Annotated in this window: 13 protein-coding genes and 1 tRNA gene; 8 read left to right on the top strand and 6 right to left on the bottom strand. The window is 42.3% G+C overall.

All coding sequences use genetic code 11. From position 1 onward, the window contains the following. Nucleotides 1-60: 60 nt before the first annotated feature. The 3 genes from ftsZ (at nt 61) to AMJAP_RS13200 (ending at nt 2018) form a co-directional block, all read left to right on the top strand. Nucleotides 61-1266, top strand: coding sequence for a cell division protein FtsZ (gene ftsZ / locus AMJAP_RS13210; RefSeq protein ID WP_019620066.1), 1206 nt, complete (start codon nt 61-63; stop codon nt 1264-1266). A 227-nt stretch (nt 1267-1493) separates the two neighbouring features. Then, nucleotides 1494-1581, top strand: a tRNA-Ser gene (locus AMJAP_RS13205). Nucleotides 1582-1874: 293 nt separating this feature from the next. Beyond that, nucleotides 1875-2018, top strand: a complete 144-nt coding sequence (locus tag AMJAP_RS13200; RefSeq protein WP_156815092.1) for a hypothetical protein — start codon at nt 1875-1877, stop codon at nt 2016-2018. 300 nt (nt 2019-2318) lie between these two features. Here the strand turns inward: AMJAP_RS13200 and AMJAP_RS13195 are convergent, their stop codons facing one another. Both AMJAP_RS13195 and AMJAP_RS13190 read right to left on the bottom strand, forming a co-directional pair. Then, nucleotides 2319-3371, bottom strand: coding sequence for an AraC family transcriptional regulator (locus AMJAP_RS13195; RefSeq protein WP_019620067.1), 1053 nt, complete (start codon nt 3369-3371; stop codon nt 2319-2321). A gap of 730 nt (nt 3372-4101) precedes the next feature. Then, nucleotides 4102-5289, bottom strand: a complete 1188-nt coding sequence (locus AMJAP_RS13190) for a thiolase family protein (protein WP_026339929.1) — start codon at nt 5287-5289, stop codon at nt 4102-4104. Between the two features lie 1008 nt (nt 5290-6297). Between AMJAP_RS13190 and AMJAP_RS13185 the strand changes: the two genes are divergently transcribed. From AMJAP_RS13185 to AMJAP_RS13165, 5 genes are all read left to right on the top strand, one after another. Next, nucleotides 6298-7086 carry an enoyl-CoA hydratase/isomerase family protein gene (locus AMJAP_RS13185; RefSeq protein WP_019620069.1) on the top strand — a complete coding sequence of 263 codons (789 nt, stop codon included), beginning with the start codon at nt 6298-6300 and terminating at the stop codon, nt 7084-7086. Between the two features lie 48 nt (nt 7087-7134). Then, nucleotides 7135-9279 (top strand): fatty acid oxidation complex subunit alpha FadB, encoded by a 2145-nt coding sequence (gene fadB / locus AMJAP_RS13180; RefSeq protein WP_019620070.1) that lies wholly within the window; start codon nt 7135-7137, stop codon nt 9277-9279. A gap of 429 nt (nt 9280-9708) precedes the next feature. Continuing rightward, nucleotides 9709-10362 (top strand): malonic semialdehyde reductase, encoded by a 654-nt coding sequence (locus tag AMJAP_RS13175; RefSeq protein ID WP_019620071.1) that lies wholly within the window; start codon nt 9709-9711, stop codon nt 10360-10362. Between the two features lie 251 nt (nt 10363-10613). Next, complete coding sequence (locus tag AMJAP_RS13170; protein WP_019620072.1) at nt 10614-10967, top strand: DoxX family protein; 354 nt, start codon at nt 10614-10616, stop codon at nt 10965-10967. A gap of 106 nt (nt 10968-11073) precedes the next feature. Then, nucleotides 11074-11931 carry a pirin family protein gene (locus AMJAP_RS13165; RefSeq protein ID WP_019620073.1) on the top strand — a complete coding sequence of 286 codons (858 nt, stop codon included), beginning with the start codon at nt 11074-11076 and terminating at the stop codon, nt 11929-11931. 310 nt (nt 11932-12241) lie between these two features. Here the strand turns inward: AMJAP_RS13165 and AMJAP_RS13160 are convergent, their stop codons facing one another. The 4 genes from AMJAP_RS13160 to dmpG form a co-directional block, all read right to left on the bottom strand. Further along, nucleotides 12242-13132 carry a LysR family transcriptional regulator gene (locus AMJAP_RS13160; protein WP_019620074.1) on the bottom strand — a complete coding sequence of 297 codons (891 nt, stop codon included), beginning with the start codon at nt 13130-13132 and terminating at the stop codon, nt 12242-12244. 468 nt (nt 13133-13600) lie between these two features. Further along, nucleotides 13601-15181: a fatty acyl-CoA synthetase gene (locus AMJAP_RS13155; protein ID WP_019620075.1), complete on the bottom strand. Its 1581-nt coding sequence runs from the start codon at nt 15179-15181 to the stop codon at nt 13601-13603. Nucleotides 15182-15585: 404 nt separating this feature from the next. After that, nucleotides 15586-16326 carry a VOC family protein gene (locus tag AMJAP_RS13150; protein ID WP_236588772.1) on the bottom strand — a complete coding sequence of 247 codons (741 nt, stop codon included), beginning with the start codon at nt 16324-16326 and terminating at the stop codon, nt 15586-15588. Between the two features lie 422 nt (nt 16327-16748). Then, entirely contained in the window at nt 16749-17777 is a 1029-nt protein-coding gene (dmpG, locus tag AMJAP_RS13145; RefSeq protein WP_019620077.1) for a 4-hydroxy-2-oxovalerate aldolase, read from the bottom strand. Nucleotides 17778-17779 lie beyond the last annotated feature (2 nt).

Here is a 17779-nt window from a genome sequence, read left to right as displayed (position 1 = left end):
AGATGAATAAAACGCAATACAACAGGTGCGGGTTGGGCACTGAACCTGGAGGAAAGGGACATGTTTGAATTAGTTAATAACATAGCGCAGAACGCGGTCATCAAGGTGATCGGCGTTGGCGGTGGTGGCGGTAATGCCGTACAGCACATGGTATCCAGTGATGTGGACGGAGTGGAATTTCTCTGTGCCAATACAGATGCTCAGGCATTGAATCATATGGATTCACGCAACGTTTTGCAGTTGGGTGGTGAGATCACCAAAGGGCTGGGTGCGGGCGCGAATCCGGATATTGGCCGGCAGGCTGCATTGGAAGACCGGGATCAGATCGTTGAGATGCTCAGCGGTGCGGATATGGTTTTCATTACGGCAGGCATGGGTGGCGGTACCGGTACCGGTGCTGCACCTATTGTGGCTGAAGTTGCTAAAGAGCTGGGTATTCTGACTGTTGCGGTCGTGACTAAGCCTTTTCCGTTTGAAGGAAAGAAACGGATGCTGATCGCCGATGAGGGGATCAAAGAGCTATCTGAGAATGTCGATTCCCTGATTATCGTGCCCAACGAAAAGCTTCTCCAGGTGCTGGGTAAAAACTGCACCCTGATGAAGGCGTTTGATGAAGCAAATGATGTTTTGAAAGGCGCGGTACAGGGCATTTCTGACCTGATTATTCGTCCGGGTATGATCAACGTCGACTTTGCCGATGTACGTACTGTGATGTCTGAAATGGGTACCTCAATGATGGGTACCGGTTCAGCTCGCGGTGATAATCGCGCGATTGAAGCGGCCGAAGCGGCTGTACGCAGCCCTCTGTTGGAAGATGTTGATCTGATGGGTGCTCGCGGTATTTTGGTGAACATCACTGCAGGTCTTGATTTGGGGCTGGGTGAATTCAGCGATGTAGGTCAGGTGATTGAAGAGTTTGCTTCGGATAATGCGACCGTTGTTGTAGGTACGGTTATCGATCCTGAAATGACGGAAGAGATTAAAGTGACGGTTGTTGCAACTGGTCTGGGCGGTGTTGCTGAACAGGATATCCGGGTAGTGAGTAATGCCACTACAGCGGCTGTCGGTTCTCGCCGGGCGGCCAGTGCTGTGAGTGATTACAGCCAGCTGGAACTGCCAACGGTTATGCGTAATCGTAACGAATCTGTGCGCGCACAGGATAACCCGGTTGTAGAACCGGAGCCTGTTGTTGAAACACAGAAAACCGGTACCGACGATATGGAATTCCTGGATATTCCAGCGTTTCTGCGTCGTCAGGCTGACTAAAAAGGTAGCCCTTAGGGATATGTCCCATCCCTTACCTTTTTAAAGCCAAACTTACCCCGCCAGTGGAGAGATCCGCGGCGGGGTTTTCTTTTTTCTCCTTTAGATTCTGTGCTCAGTTAATGTTTTTAACGAAACCTAAAAAAGTCGTTAAAAAGCTTTCCATATGTTTGATTTAAGCCCCGAATTCCATTAAAGTACGCGGCCTCTGATATCCGTATCGGAGAGCTGGTGAGGTGTCCGAGTGGCCGAAGGAGCACGCCTGGAAAGTGTGTATACCGCAAGGTATCGAGGGTTCGAATCCCTCCCTCACCGCCATCAAATTTAAAACGAAAAAGCCTGGTCTGACGACTGGGCTTTTTTGTGTCTGAGATTTGAGGTGAGGGTGAGAGCCGAACGTAGTGAGACAGCATCGGAGCTTGCAACGATGGCCTCGAAGGGGTGAGGAGTGAAACGACGAGCAATCCCTCCCTCAGCGTTACCTTTCTGGTTTGTTTTTTAAATCCTATAGTTATCTTTTATTTCTATATTCAATAATGCGCAAGTGTGACACTTAACTCTGACAGTTGAGAGATTCCACGTATTTACTACGCGGAATTGATTTACAGAATATGCTAATCCATACCCTGAATAGTACCTATCAATTGAAAGGTGCAGGATCATTTAGTTATGATCATCCACAACGCTATGATTATGAGGTGGGTATCTCAATCGTGCGGGCTGCTGGGTTGACGAGAAAAACCACTATTCATTGATTCTTTAAAGGTTGCACTCAATTAGCGACTCGCTGAGCCGCGCCCGTCATTTCAATATCTGTTTCAAGCATCAAGCATCAAGCATCAAGCTCTACTCAAAATTACTGTGTAATTTTTCCGTTCCAGCTTGACCCTTCCCACAGCCATTTTCATTAAGGGCAGGGGGGCTCACCCCTCTCCGCTCCTTCGTCGTTACGGGGGATTCCGTCGCCGGTACCCGTCGAACACCCCCAGACTTGCAATGGCAAGTCTGGGGGGAAGGTGTAGGTGCAAGTATGCCTAAGGTTTGGATTAATATACTTAACTAGCATATTTGTTATTAGAAGTATCTTCCGAGGATTCCCTAAACTGAGTGGGAGTTTTATCACTCCATATCTTGAAAGCTTTACTGAAATTCGATGAATCACTGTACCCTAGTTTGTATGCAATCTGGTCTATGGAATCTGAGCTGTTCTTCAGTAAGTCGCGAGCAACAGAGTATCGTACCTCAGCAACAATATCAGAAAATGATGTGCCAAAACTTTTCAGACGACGATTTAATGTTCTTGAAGATATATTGAAGCGTTGAGCAACTTTTTCGTTCGATATCATCTCCCCCTCACTCTCCAGAATCATCTGTCGGATAGGTAGTGTGATAGCTAGTCTTTTATCATGAATTCTAAGAATTTGTTTTTCTAAAATTTTCTCAGCCTGTTCAACCGTTTGTGGATTAAAAGTAGGTAAGCTCCGTTGACTAGAATCAAGAGGTAGACTGAAACTGTTAGTATTTGTCTCAAACTGGATTGTTGCATCGGGTAGGTTGATTTGGTAATAAGAAGGAGGCGCCTGTACGGGGTGCATGAAGTTGAATTTCATTTGCTGGATTATGAGAGGGTCTAGCAAATTGATAATGCTAGCAAGTACGGCAAAAGCGGTATCCACCATAAAGTGCCCAGTATCCCCCCAAGGTAGTCGCTCAATGATCTCCAGGGTGAGGCAGCTACCTTTTGGTTTTATTACAAAGGAAACAGACGGATTAATGACCTCCGTGGTGCGCTCACAAAATAGCAGTGCATCATGAATGTTACTTGCCGCCATAATTCCCATATTAATAACTCCCGAGCCTGAAATATTCAGGCGATGCCCGAATTCTAATCCCAAGGCTGGGTTGTTGGTAAGCGAGATAGCATTTTGTATAAGCTGTCGGTATTGACTATACGTTATTTGGTGGTTTGCACTTTTTAGAAGTTCTGGATTAATGCTTGTCAATGCCAGTATCTGGGAGAGACCAAATCCCTTCTCCTTCAAGAGACCTACTAAAGCGATTGGATGGATAGTATTGAGTCGTCGGTTCAGAAAGTTCTCAGTATCCAAGATTTAGACCTCTTTGATTATTACTAATATCTACCCTAGCGTAACTATGAATTCGATAATATAGCTTCTTTTTACATAGTTTATTATCGGCATGTATCTCTAAATTATCAATTTCACAAAAATGACTAATTGATTCCAGGGAGCGGCAGGGGTAATGATTTTTCGGTTTCATCTGTTGTGTACTAGCAGTGCTGCTTTCGGTCAATGAAGGTGCATCTAATAGTTATGCAACGGAATCAACTGGGAAGCGCTTGGTAGCATGGTCTTTATAAAGTGAAGTAATATTTATAACAGATGTTTTTCCAATTGATTAGTTATTTATTTGTAGATTCATGTATAGGGGCGCCGGTATTTATCGGCAATGCTTTTGTTAAGAAGATAGGCTACGGATTCTTATGTTCGCTAAGTCTTCTCGGTGTATGCATTCAACTATCGTTGCACCACGGCCTCATAAAAAGGCTGAATTTTGTTAATTGAAAGGGCGATTATCAAAATAAAACTCTGGATAGGAAATGGTTGTATCTGGCACCACTCATAGTGCCATTCTCTTTGTCGAGAGGTGACAACACGATAATCAAGCATCCAAATTCACTATGACGCTACACGGAAATACATGCAGATCAGATACAAAATAAGGAAAAGCTGAGGCTGACATAGGAAATCAGGCCTAGTGACGCATCGCTTTTGTTACAGAGCGATGCGCTACTAATCATGCCAGCGCATGCCGGTCTTAAATTAACTCGATTGCCATAGCTGTCGCTTCACCTCCACCGATACATAGCGCAGCAACTCCTTTAGATTTTCCTTTGACTTTAAGGGCATTAATCAAGGTAACAAGTAATCTGGAACCGGTCGACCCAACAGGATGGCCCTGAGCACATGCACCACCAAAGATGTTTACTGTTTCAGGATCTAAATCTAGATCAGTAATAGGCATCATTGCTACCATGGCGAATGCTTCGTTGATTTCATAAAGATCGACATCTTTCTTGGTCCAGCCTGTTTTATCAAACAGATTTTGAATGGCCCCAACAGGGGCTATGGTGAACTCTTTAGGGTGTTGAGACTGGGTAGCATGACCTACAATGCGTGCAACAGGTTTCAGTCCACGAGCTTCTGCTTCACTTTCTCTCATCAACAATAAGGCTGATGCACCGTCCGAAATGGATGAGGCATTTGCAGCCGTGATTGTTCCGTCTTTAGTAAATGCTGGACGAAGACTTGGAATTTTTTCGATATTGGCATTGAAGGGTTGTTCATCATCTTTAACAACGACTTCGCCACGACGGGATTTAATAGTAACGGGAATAATTTCAGCTTTTAGCTGACCTGCTTCAATTGCTGCTTTAGCTCGAGTGAGAGATTGAATCGCATAGTTATCCATCTCCTCCCTGCTGATGTTCCTTTTATCAGCAACTTCCTGTGCATATGAACCCATCAGGTCACCGGTTTCTGGATCCTCTAGCGCATCAAGGAACATATGATCCATTACCTTATCACCATGTCCCATTCTGTAGCCCTTACGAGCATTAGATAAGATGTATGGAGCATTAGACATAGACTCCATGCCACCAGAAATCATTATGTCATTCGTGCCAGCTTTAATGAGGTCATGAGCTAGCATAGTTGCTTTCATGCCGGAGCCGCATAGCTTGTTTATCGATGAGGCGCCGGTAGCATCAGACAAGCCTGCTTTTCGCATCGCCTGACGTGCTGGCCCCTGCTTTAGACCTGCAGGTAAGACGTTCCCCATGATGACTTCTTGCACATCTTCAGGCTTAAGGCCTGCTCGTTCAACGACTTCCTTAATAACGATTGCGCCCAGTTCAGGTGCGGAAACAGCCGCCAGGCTTCCATGAAATCCACCCATTGGTGTGCGTACACCGCTTACAATAACAACTGAATCTTGCTTAGACATAAAGACCTCTTTTATCGCTTGTAGCATTTGTTTTTCTTAGAAATTTTTAATTGAACCTGAATCGAACCTTTCGATTGTGTAATCTGAAAGTACTCAGTTTCTCTTGTGCTTGTCTGGCACCCACTTGCTCCTCAAACTTCAACCGCTACCGCAGTGATGACTAGTGGGTTTTTTTGTCTTGGTGCGCCGTGAACTCCATACCGTGTTCGTGTGATAGCAGCAAAATCTACCCTATAGCGAGGTTGAAACGACACTATGAGATATCGTAAGAACGTATTATGGATCAGTGATAACAGTGAGCTTCATGCACTATGTGTTGTTCACGTAAACATCAGGGCATCTATAAGAGTGTGTATTCGAACAGGAGTCGCCTACGCAAAAACTTCTTACAGAACAAGTCATTCTAAATACCTTTGAGGTCGTTCGAGAGCTGAATTGAGACAGTTTCTGGTGATTAATAGACGTCTTTGCAAAAAATGACTCGAAGATGACAGGTAAACGATTGCAATTAATAGATAGAAGAAAGCTGCACAAAGTCGATTTCAGCGGCTACTTCTTTCTATTCTGCTATTACGCTGTCTAAAGATAGTGATGGTGCGCCCACAGATAAAAATGCCTGAAAATACGATAATAAATAAGTAAAACTAAATATAGGAGAATGCATTCAAGCTAAGATCTGTCTTGAGATCACTGATATCTGTCTTGATCACGTAGCCATTTCTTGCATATCTAGTGATAGAGTCAAAACCTCTGAGTTTTAATGAACTTGAGGACATTGGCTGAAATACCCAATGCGGCCTGATTTTAGGGTTTCTGTGTCAGTTTAGGACCTGAGATGCGAGTTTTCTTCAGCATCGGGCCTCTACAATATGTATTCATCAGATATAAATAAAACATCTAAGCGTAAGTGCTAAATCGTTCCTTAAGTATAAAAAAATTACCTATATTGCTTGTTTGCTGAGGCACTCAGGGGTGTTTACGCATTTTTTATAGAAATCAGGAGTCACTATGACGGTTTATGAAAATATTAAATTCGAGATCAGTGATGGTGTGGCTACTGTTACGCTGAATCGTCCGGATAATGTCAATGGTATTGATATTCCTCTTGCAAAGGAACTGCTAAACGCGGCTATTGTATGTGAGAGTTCAGAGGCGGTTCGGGTGGTCATTATCACCGGTCAGGGGCGTTTTTTCTGTGGTGGAGGAGATATAAATAGTTTTGCAGAGTCCCGTAACAATATCAGTGAAATGCTTACAGAACTTACCGGCTACCTACACTCTGCCATTACCCGTCTTCGACATATGAGAGCGCCTGTGATCGTGGCGGTTAATGGCACTGCAGCGGGAGCTGGCCTGAGTTTGTCGATGATTGGCGATTACGTTGTGGCCTCTGAAAAGGCTAAGTTCACAATGGCTTATTCTGGTATTGGTCTGTCACCGGATGGCAGTGCCAGTCACTTTCTACCTCGTCTTATCGGTTTACGTAAGACTCAGGAACTGATGATTACCAATCGATTACTGTCTGCCCAAGAGGCATTAGAGTGGGGATTGGTGAATAAACTGGTTGCGCCTGAGGATGTCTTGAGTGAAGCCCAGTCGCTGGCAGCGGGTCTTGCTAAAGGGCCAACCAATGCTTACGGCGCTATTAAGGAGCTGTTGAATCAGACCTATCTCAATGGTCTAGAAACTCAGATGGACCTGGAGACACGTCTTATTGCTAAAATGGGCCGTTCAGTGGACGGTGTAGAAGGGGTTGCTGCTTACTTGGAAAATCGGCCTCCACAGTATAAAGGCTAATTTGATAAACGATCTGATCAGCACAATAACGAGTCACATGGGGGGGTTATGTACATAGGAAGCAAGCTTAACGTTAAGGCATTGGATAATGGGTTGATTGAACTGAGTTTTGATGTTCGTGATGGAAGTGTCAATGTTTTCAATAATGAAACAGTAGTAGAGCTGAGTGCTGCGCTGGAGGTTATTGAGAAAGCTGAAGGCATCAAGGGAATGCTGGTGACTAGCGCTAAATCAGATTTTATCGTTGGCGCGGATATAAGTGAATTTAAAGAAATTTTTAGTCTGTCTGAAGAGCAGATAAAATCACGCATTGCTATAAATAATACCAACTTTTCTCGTTTAGAATCTCTATCTTTTCCTGTAGTGGTAGCTATTAATGGCTTTGCTTTAGGTGGCGGGTTGGAGTTCTGTCTGGCTTGTGATTATCGTGTCATGTCCGATAAGGCAGTAATCAGTCTACCGGAAACAGGGTTGGGTATTCTTCCTGGATGGGGTGGAACTGTTCGTACTCCACGTCTGGTAGGTTTGGAGACTGCATTGCAGTGGGTAGCTAGTGGAGCCCCGCAAAAAGCGCCAGTAGCTCTGGAATCTGGATTAGTCTCCAAAGTCGCGGAAGTTAATGAGCTTCGCCAAGTAGCATTGGAGCTCCTCAATTATGCTATTGACCATTCTGAAGAGGTACAGATCGGTCGTATTGCTAAAGCCAGCGCTCTTTCCATATCCTCTGAAGAGGCTCAGCAGCTAGCTCAGGCAGTTAAAGGTAAGGTTTGCGCCCGAAATCCTCAATTACTTGCACCTGCTGCTGCAATTGATCTTATTGCCGAAGCGTCTCAGCTAAGTTCTGATAAGGCTTTGGAGAAAGAAGCTAATGTATGTGCAGCTCTTGCAACGACTTCCCAGTCACGTGCTTTGATTGGAAACTTTATGAACGACCAGTACATTAAGAAGGTCGCCAGGGCTTATGCTAAAGATGCTAAGTTAACGTTAGATAAGACCACTGTTGTTGGGGCTGGAATTATGGGCGGTGGAATTGCTTATCAGAATGCACTTAAGGGTATTAAGGTTGTCATGAAGGATATTGGCGAATCAGCTTTGGATTTAGGGATGACTGAAGCAGATAAGCTATTGTCAAAACGTGTTCGCCTAGGACGGATGACTGAAGGGAAAAAGGCTGACATTCTAAAAGCAATTACACCGACCCTAGAAGCTTCAGATATGGATAGAAGCAAGGTGATCGTAGAGGCGGTTGTAGAGAATCCTAAAGTTAAAGAGGCGGTATTAGCAGAGTTGGAGAATAACCTTGCTGAAGGGGGGGTGTTGGTCAGTAATACCTCTACTATTTCGATCACTCGCTTGGCACGTGCATTAAAACGACCTGATCAATTTGCAGGTTTGCATTTCTTCAATCCGGTACACGCTATGCCCTTGGTAGAAGTCGTACGTGCAGAGCAAAGCTCAGATCAAACGATCTCTGATTTGGTGGCTTATACATTGGCGTTGGGCAAGCAGCCTATTGTTGTCAATGATTGTCCTGCGTTTCTTGTTAATCGTGTGCTCTTTCCCTATTTTCGAGGATTTGAACAGCTCATCAACGATGGTGGTGATTTTCAGCGTATTGATCAAGTTATGCAGGCTTGGGGTTGGCCAATGGGCCCAGCTTATCTGTCGGATGTAATCGGTATCGATACTCTGTGTCACTGTATAGATGTACTTGCTCAAGACTTTCCGGATCGTATGGCTCAATTGGATAAGTCAATTCTGAATGATATGAATACCGCTGAGCGGTTCGGTCAGAAAAATGGGAAAGGATTCTATCAGTACCTACCAGATGCCAAAGGGCGACCACAGAAAAGTGTTGACGATACTACTTCATCAATGATCGCTCAGTGCCAGTCTGCGAAGGTTGATCTGACAGATGAGGAAATTGAATTCCGCTGTATGCTTCCTATGGCAATTGAAATGGCGCGCTGTTTGGAAGAGGGTATCGTGGATTCACCTGCAGAGGCTGATATGGCTCTGCTGATGGGATTGGGATTCCCTGCGTTTCGTGGTGGAGTAGTGCGATGGATGGATGAGGTTGGTATGACTGCTTTGTGCCAGTGGGGTGATCGACTCGCATCTACTCTAGGTGAAGCTTACCGCCCAACGGCTAATATGCGAATCATGGCAGCGGATAGCATAAGCTACTACTAATCACCATTTTTAGAGGCATCAGAACCCTATAGTCCATGACTCTACGGAGTTGAGCGGTTGGCTGCCGCAATATTTTAAGGAATATGCCGATAATGTCGAAGACATTATCGGCATACACTCTATTCAGAGGCGTAGTTAGCTTCGAAGTTTTTTTGATCTGGGCTAGTATTTATTGAGTTACTTAGCTGCGATGGTTTTCTAGGAATAAATAAATTGTAAGATTTTTTGTTTCTTGCTTATTGCGTTCTTGCAATTATAAATTGCTATTTTACGTATATAAAAGCATTTGTGCAAAATGTATTCTTATTAAAGACATCACCCGAGCTATCGACATATTTCAGATATATATTTTTATGAAATTTGTTGAGCTGATAAGTAATGAAATTCAAATCAACTAATTAACTTACATAAATGAAATGAGGATTAATAATGACCCAATTTCTTCCAGGACAAGCCGAAGCTATTGCAGAAGTAAATGCCTTGCGTGAGAGAATCACTGTCGCGGATATCGATACTATGTCTTTAATTCTAGGGCAAGCTCATACTCATAATGCATGGACTGACAAGCAAGTATCTAATGAATTATTAAAAAAAGCCTATGACCTAGCCAAAATGGGGCCAACAGGCATGAATATGCAGCCTATGCGGCTCGTATTTTTACGTGGTGAAGAAAAGGAAAACCGACTTGTACCACACATGCTTGACAGTAATAGAGAAAAGACTAGCGCAGCACCATTAACGGCTATTTTAGCGAATGATCTGGATTTTTATAAGAATATGGACCGTGTTTTTCCTATCTTTCCAGATGCCGCGTCTATGTTTTCTAGTAACCCAGAAATGGCTCGTGAAAACGCAGAGCGTAATGGTACATTGCAAGCCGCTTACTTCATGATGGCACTTCGTTCGGTTGGGTTAGATGTAGCACCTATGTCAGGTTTTGATCCAAAAGGTGTTAACGAGGAATTCTTTGGCGGTACGAATTCAACTGTGAATTTTATAATTAACATTGGTCATGGTGATAGTGTTGGCGTTTATCCTCGTTTACCGCGACTCGACTTTGAAGCAGTTTCTGAGTTCAAGTAATAAAAAATTATTAGACTATCAATCTATTACCAATTTTTTGTTCGTATCAAAATTATCTTTTTGCTTATGACTTTTGTTCGAGATTTGCATCTTTGATAGGTGATATCAAAGATGTAGCCCTTTAAGATATTATTAATATAAATAATAATGTTTATACTAATGATCATTATCATTGTTGTATTAGGGTTAATGGCTTATTGATTGTGTAGGGTTTTAAGTTGGTAATGTAGTTATTGTTAATAAGGAAGTATATGAATAAAGTATATCATGTTTCAAAAAGCTTATTAGCATTTGCTTTTACTAGTACAGGTATAGCTAATCTAGCAGGACTAATGGAAGGAGATATGTCTAGATTAGGTTATCAAAATTACTTCTCAATAATTATTGGTGTTGCCTTTATAATTGCTGTTATTTGTATTTATCAAACAAAAGTTAAGTTTCTTCAAGAGTGGGCTTACGGAGGCATTGCTATTACAATAGTCGGAGCGTTTGCATCGCATTTCTTTTTAGGTGATCCTCTTTCAAAAAATATTCCAGCATTGCTCTTAATGATAATATTTATAATATCTTACTACTCTCGTTATAAGATAAATAACGAAAGTTAGGGGGCGTTTTTTCTTGTTTATAGTGGGTATGTTGTAGGTGGTTTTATAAATTATGAGTTGATAAAAATCCAAAAAAGGAAGTAATGGTTATTATATTGAGGACGTTATGGCGTTATTTGAAACAAAAATCACATCTAAATCAGAGCAAGTTGGTAATCTAATTGTAAATAGAGTGATGCCCCAACAAAAATTAACACCAGTAGGATATTGGGTGTTATTAGACCATTTTGATCAGTTTATAACACCTGACTCTCTACCAAAACCAGACGGTACTTTTGCTCATCCGCATAGAGGTATTTCTACACTAACCTACCTGATTCAAGGCGAGATTACTCACTTAGACAGTCGTGCCCACCAGGGGCATGTTGGGTCAGGAGGAGTGCAATGGATGAAATCAGGCAATGGAATTGTTCACGATGAATGGGCGAAACCAGTTCAGGGTCGGTTTGTTGGAGCGCAATTTTGGCTAAATCTCAGCTCAAAAGAAAAGGGGGAACGACCTGATTATCGAGCGGTCCAAAATGAAGAGTTGCCAAAGCGTAACTTAAAATCAAGTCAAGGTTACCTGAAAGTAATAGTAGGTGAATATGAAGGTTTAACGTCGCCGATTGCAACTGAGAGTCGTCAGCTACTTTTACATCTTCACCTGGATGCTGGCGATACAATCAATATAAATCTTGTGAAAAGTGATCAGTACGCCGTGTATGTAGCCTCTGGTTTAGTTGATATCTCAGGTGAATCTTTGCAAGCAAATCAACAGGGATTCCTGTCCGATAATTTAAGTGCAGTCAACATTGTAGCTAGTGAAGAAACCGATCTATTTTTGTACGGTGGAGAGGCTTACTTAGAAACGATTATCCCAAGAGGGCCTTTTATTATGAATACCCAAAAAGAAATTTTCACTGCTTTCAATGATTACCAGAAAGGTAAGTATGGAGATATTAATTACAGTGCTATTGAGTAGTGATACAGCTGAATATTGGACTTTTTCATTTATTTAACTGACAATGCTTACTTAATGTAATAAATAATTGACGCTGTTAATGTGGTTTAGGTTATATCGAAGGCTGCCATTGTTGAACTTAGTGATAAATTCTAGTGTGCTACAATTATGACCATTCACTCCTTTTTTCTGCTTTACTGTGGCTAATTTTAGCCTCTTGGTGCTATACATAGCCCAGACAATATTAAAGTTAGGTGTTAGATAGAACCTGCAGAGGCTTATATTAAAATAGGGAATATGTGGAGAGCGTTTCGTTTTCAAAGGAACTGTTTTAACGGATATCGGTTAAGCTGTTTATTGCCATTTTTAATATGTTACTTTCCTTGTGTTTTTTTAAAATGAAATCCCAGAATGCTTTTATTCTAGCTGAGGTTCTTAAGTCCCTGTGGGTTAAGAGCCACATCTTAATGTCAAAGTGTGAAGGGAGTTTATATAAACAAGTTAAAGATGACTCATATGGAATAGGCAGAAGAGCGACTCCTAAACCTTCTCTAGCGCAAGTAAGTGCGTGGGAAACATCGTTACATGATACGACCTTGATGGACTCTTTAAATGTAGCCTCAAACCATTGTGCAGCCGTCGGATCAAAATTAATATATCCAATCATTGGCCATTTTTTTAATTCCTCTAAAGTTAATTTTTCCCCTTGATAAAGCTCTTTTTTAATCATTAACGACCAACATGTCACGCCAAGTTCGTGAGCTATTGCATTATCAGGAATGTTATTTGTAGACCTGAACGCAATGTCTGCTTCACGCTTATCCAAGCTCAATGAAGCACTTTCTACGAGTAATTCAAATGTAATTTCAGGATGCTCTTTTCTAAATTCTTTTATTAATTTAGGTAATATTCCATCTGCTATAATTGCCGGTGCTGTTAATTTTATAAGTCCTTTCAATTCTTTGTTTTGGCCTGAAATTACTCTTTCTATTGCATCCATGTTAGCTGACATAGCTATCGCATGTTCGATAACATTTTCCCCTGCTTCAGTCAGTTTATATCCATTTCTGTCGACCAAAAAAATCTGAGTTGAAAAGGTTTTTTCTAATGACTGTATGCGCCGCCATACAGTTGAATGGTTTACTTTTAAATTGATAGCTGCTTCGTGCAACGTACCGTGATTTGCTATAGCTAAAATAAACCGTATGTCATTCCATTTCATTATTTTCGCCCGTATAACTTTTAATTGATATTTTATGTATATAAAAGAATATTTTCAAAGCATGTGTTTGTGGTTCGATTCATCTTTGATTAAAAATTATATGATAAAGAGGTATTCAACATTATTAATCGAATTAGAAGGAAAAAGAGAGAGGAAAACGTTATGAATACTTGCGTTATGTGTCGTTAGGAATGATTATCCGGTCATGTGAATGACCTCTTCGCTATGTTAACAAGCCAGCCATCTGCTTGGGTTATTGTATATGAACCTTTGAATAGAACAGTAAAGGTCAAATATCTGAAATATGGCAAGATTTTCTTGTGTTTTTTGCCAATATTGACACATCCTTGTGTCATTCTATCAATCGAAAAGGTGAAAAATCTGATGTTTTCTGGCTGTAGCTGATATTTTCTAGGCAAGTTATCCATTCAGTAATAATGTATGATATAGCCAAAAAATTTCAGATTATTATGAGTCGATATAAGTTGCTCTAAGTTCGCGTTTAAGAATCTTGCCACTCGCGTTCTTCGGTAGTGATTCAGCTAAGAATATATTCCGAGGGCGCTTATAGCTAGTGAGGTTCTCTCGACAGAAACTAGCTATCTCATCACGAGTTAAGCTTTCCCCTTCACGAGGTACAATAACCGCGGATACCGCCTCAATCCATTTCTCATGTGGCAAACCAAAGACAGCTACTTCTGCTATTTTTGGATGTTGAAATAATTTTTCTTCAACTTCACGGCTGGCGACGTTTTCACCGCCGGATTTAATCATATCTTTCTTTCTATCAACGACAAAGATATAACCTTCTTCGTCCATATAGCCGAGATCCCCGCTATGAAACCAGCCATTACAGAATGCCTCTGCAGTTTTCTCTTCATTACCTAGGTATCCAAGTGTGGCTTGAGGGCTTTGGTGGACAATTTCACCAACAGTATTACGAGGAACTTCGTTATCTTCATCGTCGACAATACGAGTATTGATGTTCAGTCCTGGTTTTCCTGCGGATCCGAGTTTACTCAATTGGTCTTCTGGCTGGAGAATAGTGGCAACGGGAGCCAGTTCTGTCTGCCCATAAAAGTTCCAGAGCCTCATATTTGGTAGACGTTCAGACAGTTCTTCAATTATTGCAGTTGGCATAATGGATGCCCCATAATAGCCTTTGTTCAAAGAACTAAGATCGCGTTTATCAAAGTCAGGATGGCGTAGTAGCGCTATCCATACTGTCGGTGGGCAGAAGAGTTTATTGATCTTTTCTTTTTCTATCTGTTCGAGCATAGCACCAGGATCAGCGCCAGGCATTAATATGCTGGTTGCACCTAGGTATAAGTCTACGGTAAGAAAGCAATCAAGTTGAGCGCAATGGAATAACGGTAAGCAATGTAGCTCGATATCACTTTGTTCCATTTTGCCATCAACTATGCAGGTAACGTATTGAGCAATTAATGCACGAGAAGAAAGGATGACGCCTTTAGGATGAGACTCAGTTCCACTGGTATACATAATCTGTACGGGATCATCCTCGCCGGTTTCACAAACGACAGGGGAATCATCTTCGAATGTGATCCAGTCGTTAGAATTCAGCCAGCTATCGGCAACCTGTGTACCCGAAAAGTTAATGTAAGCCTTAACTTTTGGTTTAGATTCCATTTGAGCTATGGCCTGATCAGCTACTTCACAAAGGGTATCTTCTGCAATAATTGCTACAGCACCAGAGTTTTCCAAAATATAAGTAATATCTGTTGCATTAAGCATAAAATTAATAGGGGTGAATATGGCGCCAGCTCTAATTGCAGCAAAGCGGAATATTACAAACGATCTATTGTTATGCGATAGACAGGCTACCCTTTCTCCCGGTGTAATGCCGGCTGCTTTGAGAGCATTGGCTGCACGGTCAATGCAATTATTTAATTCTTCAAATGTATCTGAATGACCGTCGTATTTTAGCGCTATTTTTGAAGGGTTCTTGAGTGCTTGCAGTGTAACAAGGTCGCTGATATTTCGGTTTCTGGTTGTGTTTATCAGAGATGTGGTTGAGGCTGTGTACATGTGCTCCTCTCCTTAGTTTGAGTTTTCTTATTATTTTGTGCGGTAAACTACGCAAAAAAGGCTATTTGATAGCGACGAATAGTTGGCGTGACTTAATCCACTTTTTGAAGCTGATTTATCAACCCTATTATTTTTTAGCTTAGATTGAATCTATTTAAGATGTGTAGAATAAAGAATAATTATTAGACCAAAAACGATTTATGATTTTGTATATTTATCTGCTTATGGATAGAGCACGTTTCTAAGTTGTCTTTTACTGGGGCACAAAAATGTATCGATCGGTACACCGTATTCAAGAAAGAATCTGATGTAGTTCTTAATTGTAATTCGCAACAATAGCGATGTACCGATCACAGGGTTAGCTACTCTAAATTTAACCGTTATTCATAATTTGTAGCTGGCTATTACCCTTCAAGGCCTTTGCCTATTCGCTCAGAGAGTTGCTCGCCTTTATTCGCATCTTCAGGACTGATTTCAGTCGGTGGGACATTGTCTTTCAGGAGGTCTACCAGTAAATCATCAGGTGTTGTCATGAACATGTCATAAGCTTCTGGCCAGTGCATGCGGAACTCTGTGTTACCTTCTTTAAGTGAAGGATTTTGAACAGGCTCAGAAGGTCGGGTATAAGGCGTTGGGTTACGTAACTCTTCCAGCTCTTGCTTGCTGATGTTTAGATATTCCACTACAGCTGGATCGATCCATTTTGATGGGTCCTCACCTGTGAGATAAGCGATTTCCAGAGTCATGCTATCTGGTCCAGCAAAATAGATGGACTGCATCATACCGTGGTCCATTGGTCCCATGCAGTGAAGGCCCTTTGAACGAATACGGTCTCGGACAGCCAGAAGGTCCTCAAGGCTATTAACATTTAAAGCTAAATGCTGCATGGTGCCGCCTACACAAGGATCTCCAGGGTTACCTGAGTGAGTTACGCCGTATTCAACATCATTACTAATTTTTGGGCTTCCAACGAAAGCCAGAAGACAGTTCTCGTTAAGCACAAGGAAACCATGGACTGTTTCTTCAACACCATGCATCCAGTATAGGGATGCTAGAGGCATGCCTAGTACTTCATTAAAATATTGCAAAGTCTTTTTTATGTCGCTGGATGCCAGCGCAAGATGGTTAATGCCGTTCGGGCTCATTACAGGAGTATTTGTCATTTTGGTACCTCAGTATGGATTGTTATTTTGTAAGTCTGGGTATTTCTTCTATGACAAGAACATTAACAGTGTTTTCTGCAATTCCATCGGTGATGGTAGACCTGATTGCAGTGAATTCGAGACAAGCTGATTGTAGAGCTACTGGTAGACGAAGAAATGGAGTATTACTCAGCCCCAAACCACCTGTAAGGTGATAGCGACTTATTACAATCTAAAATAATTGGTGAATTAAAGAAAACTGAGATTGAGATTTTTTGAAAAAATATAAGACCTAATCGCCACCGGTTGTGGCGATTAGGGGGAGAGCGGTGGGTAGTACCGTGATGAGGAAGTTGAGCCTGTTATCCTCAATGTCAATTTAGCAGGTATGATTTTACTAAACTCGTAGGTCTAATTGAGAAGTCTTACATCAACCCTTTTTCTTTGGCCATAGTTAACGCTAGATCTTCGATCATATCTTCCTGCCCACCAACGGTTCCACGACGGCCCAACTCTATCAGAAGGTCTCGCGCCTGAACCTTATACATACCTTCTGCCCGTTTCGCAAACAGCAGGAACGACGAATAAACACCGGCGTAACCCAGTGTCAGGGCATCTCGATCGAGACGTATCGGTTGGTCCATCATCGGTACCACAAGATCTTCTGCAACATCCATAATCTTATACAGATCGATGCCGTGGTCTGCTTCTAACCGCATCAGTGTCGCTACCAGTACTTCCAATGGCGTATTACCCGCCCCCGCCCCCAAGCCCGCAACTGAACCGTCAATACGGATTGCACCGGCGTCGATCGCAGCCAATGAATTGGCTACCGACATTCCCATATTGTGGTGACCATGAAAACCGATCTCCGTGTCGGGATTCAGCTCTGCCCGCAGCAGACCTATCTTCTCTGTTACTTCATCCGGTAGCATATAACCAGCAGAGTCCGTGCAGTAGATACAGTTCGCCCCGTAGGACTCCATCAGCCGTGCCTGTTCTACAATCTTTTCCGGGCTGGCCATATGCGCCATCATCAGGAAGCCGACGGTATCCATCTCCAGCTTAGCGGCCAGACCGATATGCTGTTCCGTTACATCCGCTTCGGTACAGTGAGCGGCTACACGGATAGTGTTTACACCTAAATCTTTCGCCATGCGTAGATGATCAACGGTGCCAATTCCCGGTATTAATAGAGCAGAGACTTTGGCGTTTTTCATTTTTGGAATCACAGCGCCGAGATACTCTTCATCACTGTGAGCCGGAAAACCGTAGTTTACTGAGGTGCCACCTAAACCATCGCCGTGGGTGACTTCGATAAGTGGCATACCGGCTTCATCTAAACCCGTAGCCACAGTGACCATCTGATCTAATGAGATCAGGTGACGCTTGGCATGCATGCCATCCCGCAAGCTCATATCGTGAAGTATTACTTTTTTATCTTTAAGGTTCATTG

Source organism: Amphritea japonica ATCC BAA-1530, from assembly GCF_016592435.1.
Lineage (GTDB): Bacteria > Pseudomonadota > Gammaproteobacteria > Pseudomonadales > Balneatricaceae > Amphritea > Amphritea japonica.
The sequence above is the reverse complement of the archived record's forward strand: the minus strand, read 5'-3'. Positions and strand labels throughout refer to the sequence as shown.

What these genes read in the sequence shown, in the direction of transcription:
- fadB (WP_019620070.1), top strand. Translation starts at nt 7,135, where the DNA reads ATGTACATAGGAAGCAAGCTTAACGTTAAGGCATTGGATAATGGGTTG.
- dmpG (WP_019620077.1), bottom strand. Translation starts at nt 17,777, where the DNA reads ATGAACCTTAAAGATAAAAAAGTAATACTTCACGATATGAGCTTGCGG.
- ftsZ (WP_019620066.1), top strand. Translation starts at nt 61, where the DNA reads ATGTTTGAATTAGTTAATAACATAGCGCAGAACGCGGTCATCAAGGTG.
- AMJAP_RS13175 (WP_019620071.1), top strand. Translation starts at nt 9,709, where the DNA reads ATGACCCAATTTCTTCCAGGACAAGCCGAAGCTATTGCAGAAGTAAAT.
- AMJAP_RS13200 (WP_156815092.1), top strand. Translation starts at nt 1,875, where the DNA reads ATGCTAATCCATACCCTGAATAGTACCTATCAATTGAAAGGTGCAGGA.
- AMJAP_RS13170 (WP_019620072.1), top strand. Translation starts at nt 10,614, where the DNA reads ATGAATAAAGTATATCATGTTTCAAAAAGCTTATTAGCATTTGCTTTT.
- AMJAP_RS13150 (WP_236588772.1), bottom strand. Translation starts at nt 16,326, where the DNA reads ATGAGCCCGAACGGCATTAACCATCTTGCGCTGGCATCCAGCGACATA.
- AMJAP_RS13185 (WP_019620069.1), top strand. Translation starts at nt 6,298, where the DNA reads ATGACGGTTTATGAAAATATTAAATTCGAGATCAGTGATGGTGTGGCT.
- AMJAP_RS13155 (WP_019620075.1), bottom strand. Translation starts at nt 15,181, where the DNA reads ATGTACACAGCCTCAACCACATCTCTGATAAACACAACCAGAAACCGA.
- AMJAP_RS13190 (WP_026339929.1), bottom strand. Translation starts at nt 5,289, where the DNA reads ATGTCTAAGCAAGATTCAGTTGTTATTGTAAGCGGTGTACGCACACCA.
- AMJAP_RS13160 (WP_019620074.1), bottom strand. Translation starts at nt 13,132, where the DNA reads ATGAAATGGAATGACATACGGTTTATTTTAGCTATAGCAAATCACGGT.
- AMJAP_RS13165 (WP_019620073.1), top strand. Translation starts at nt 11,074, where the DNA reads ATGGCGTTATTTGAAACAAAAATCACATCTAAATCAGAGCAAGTTGGT.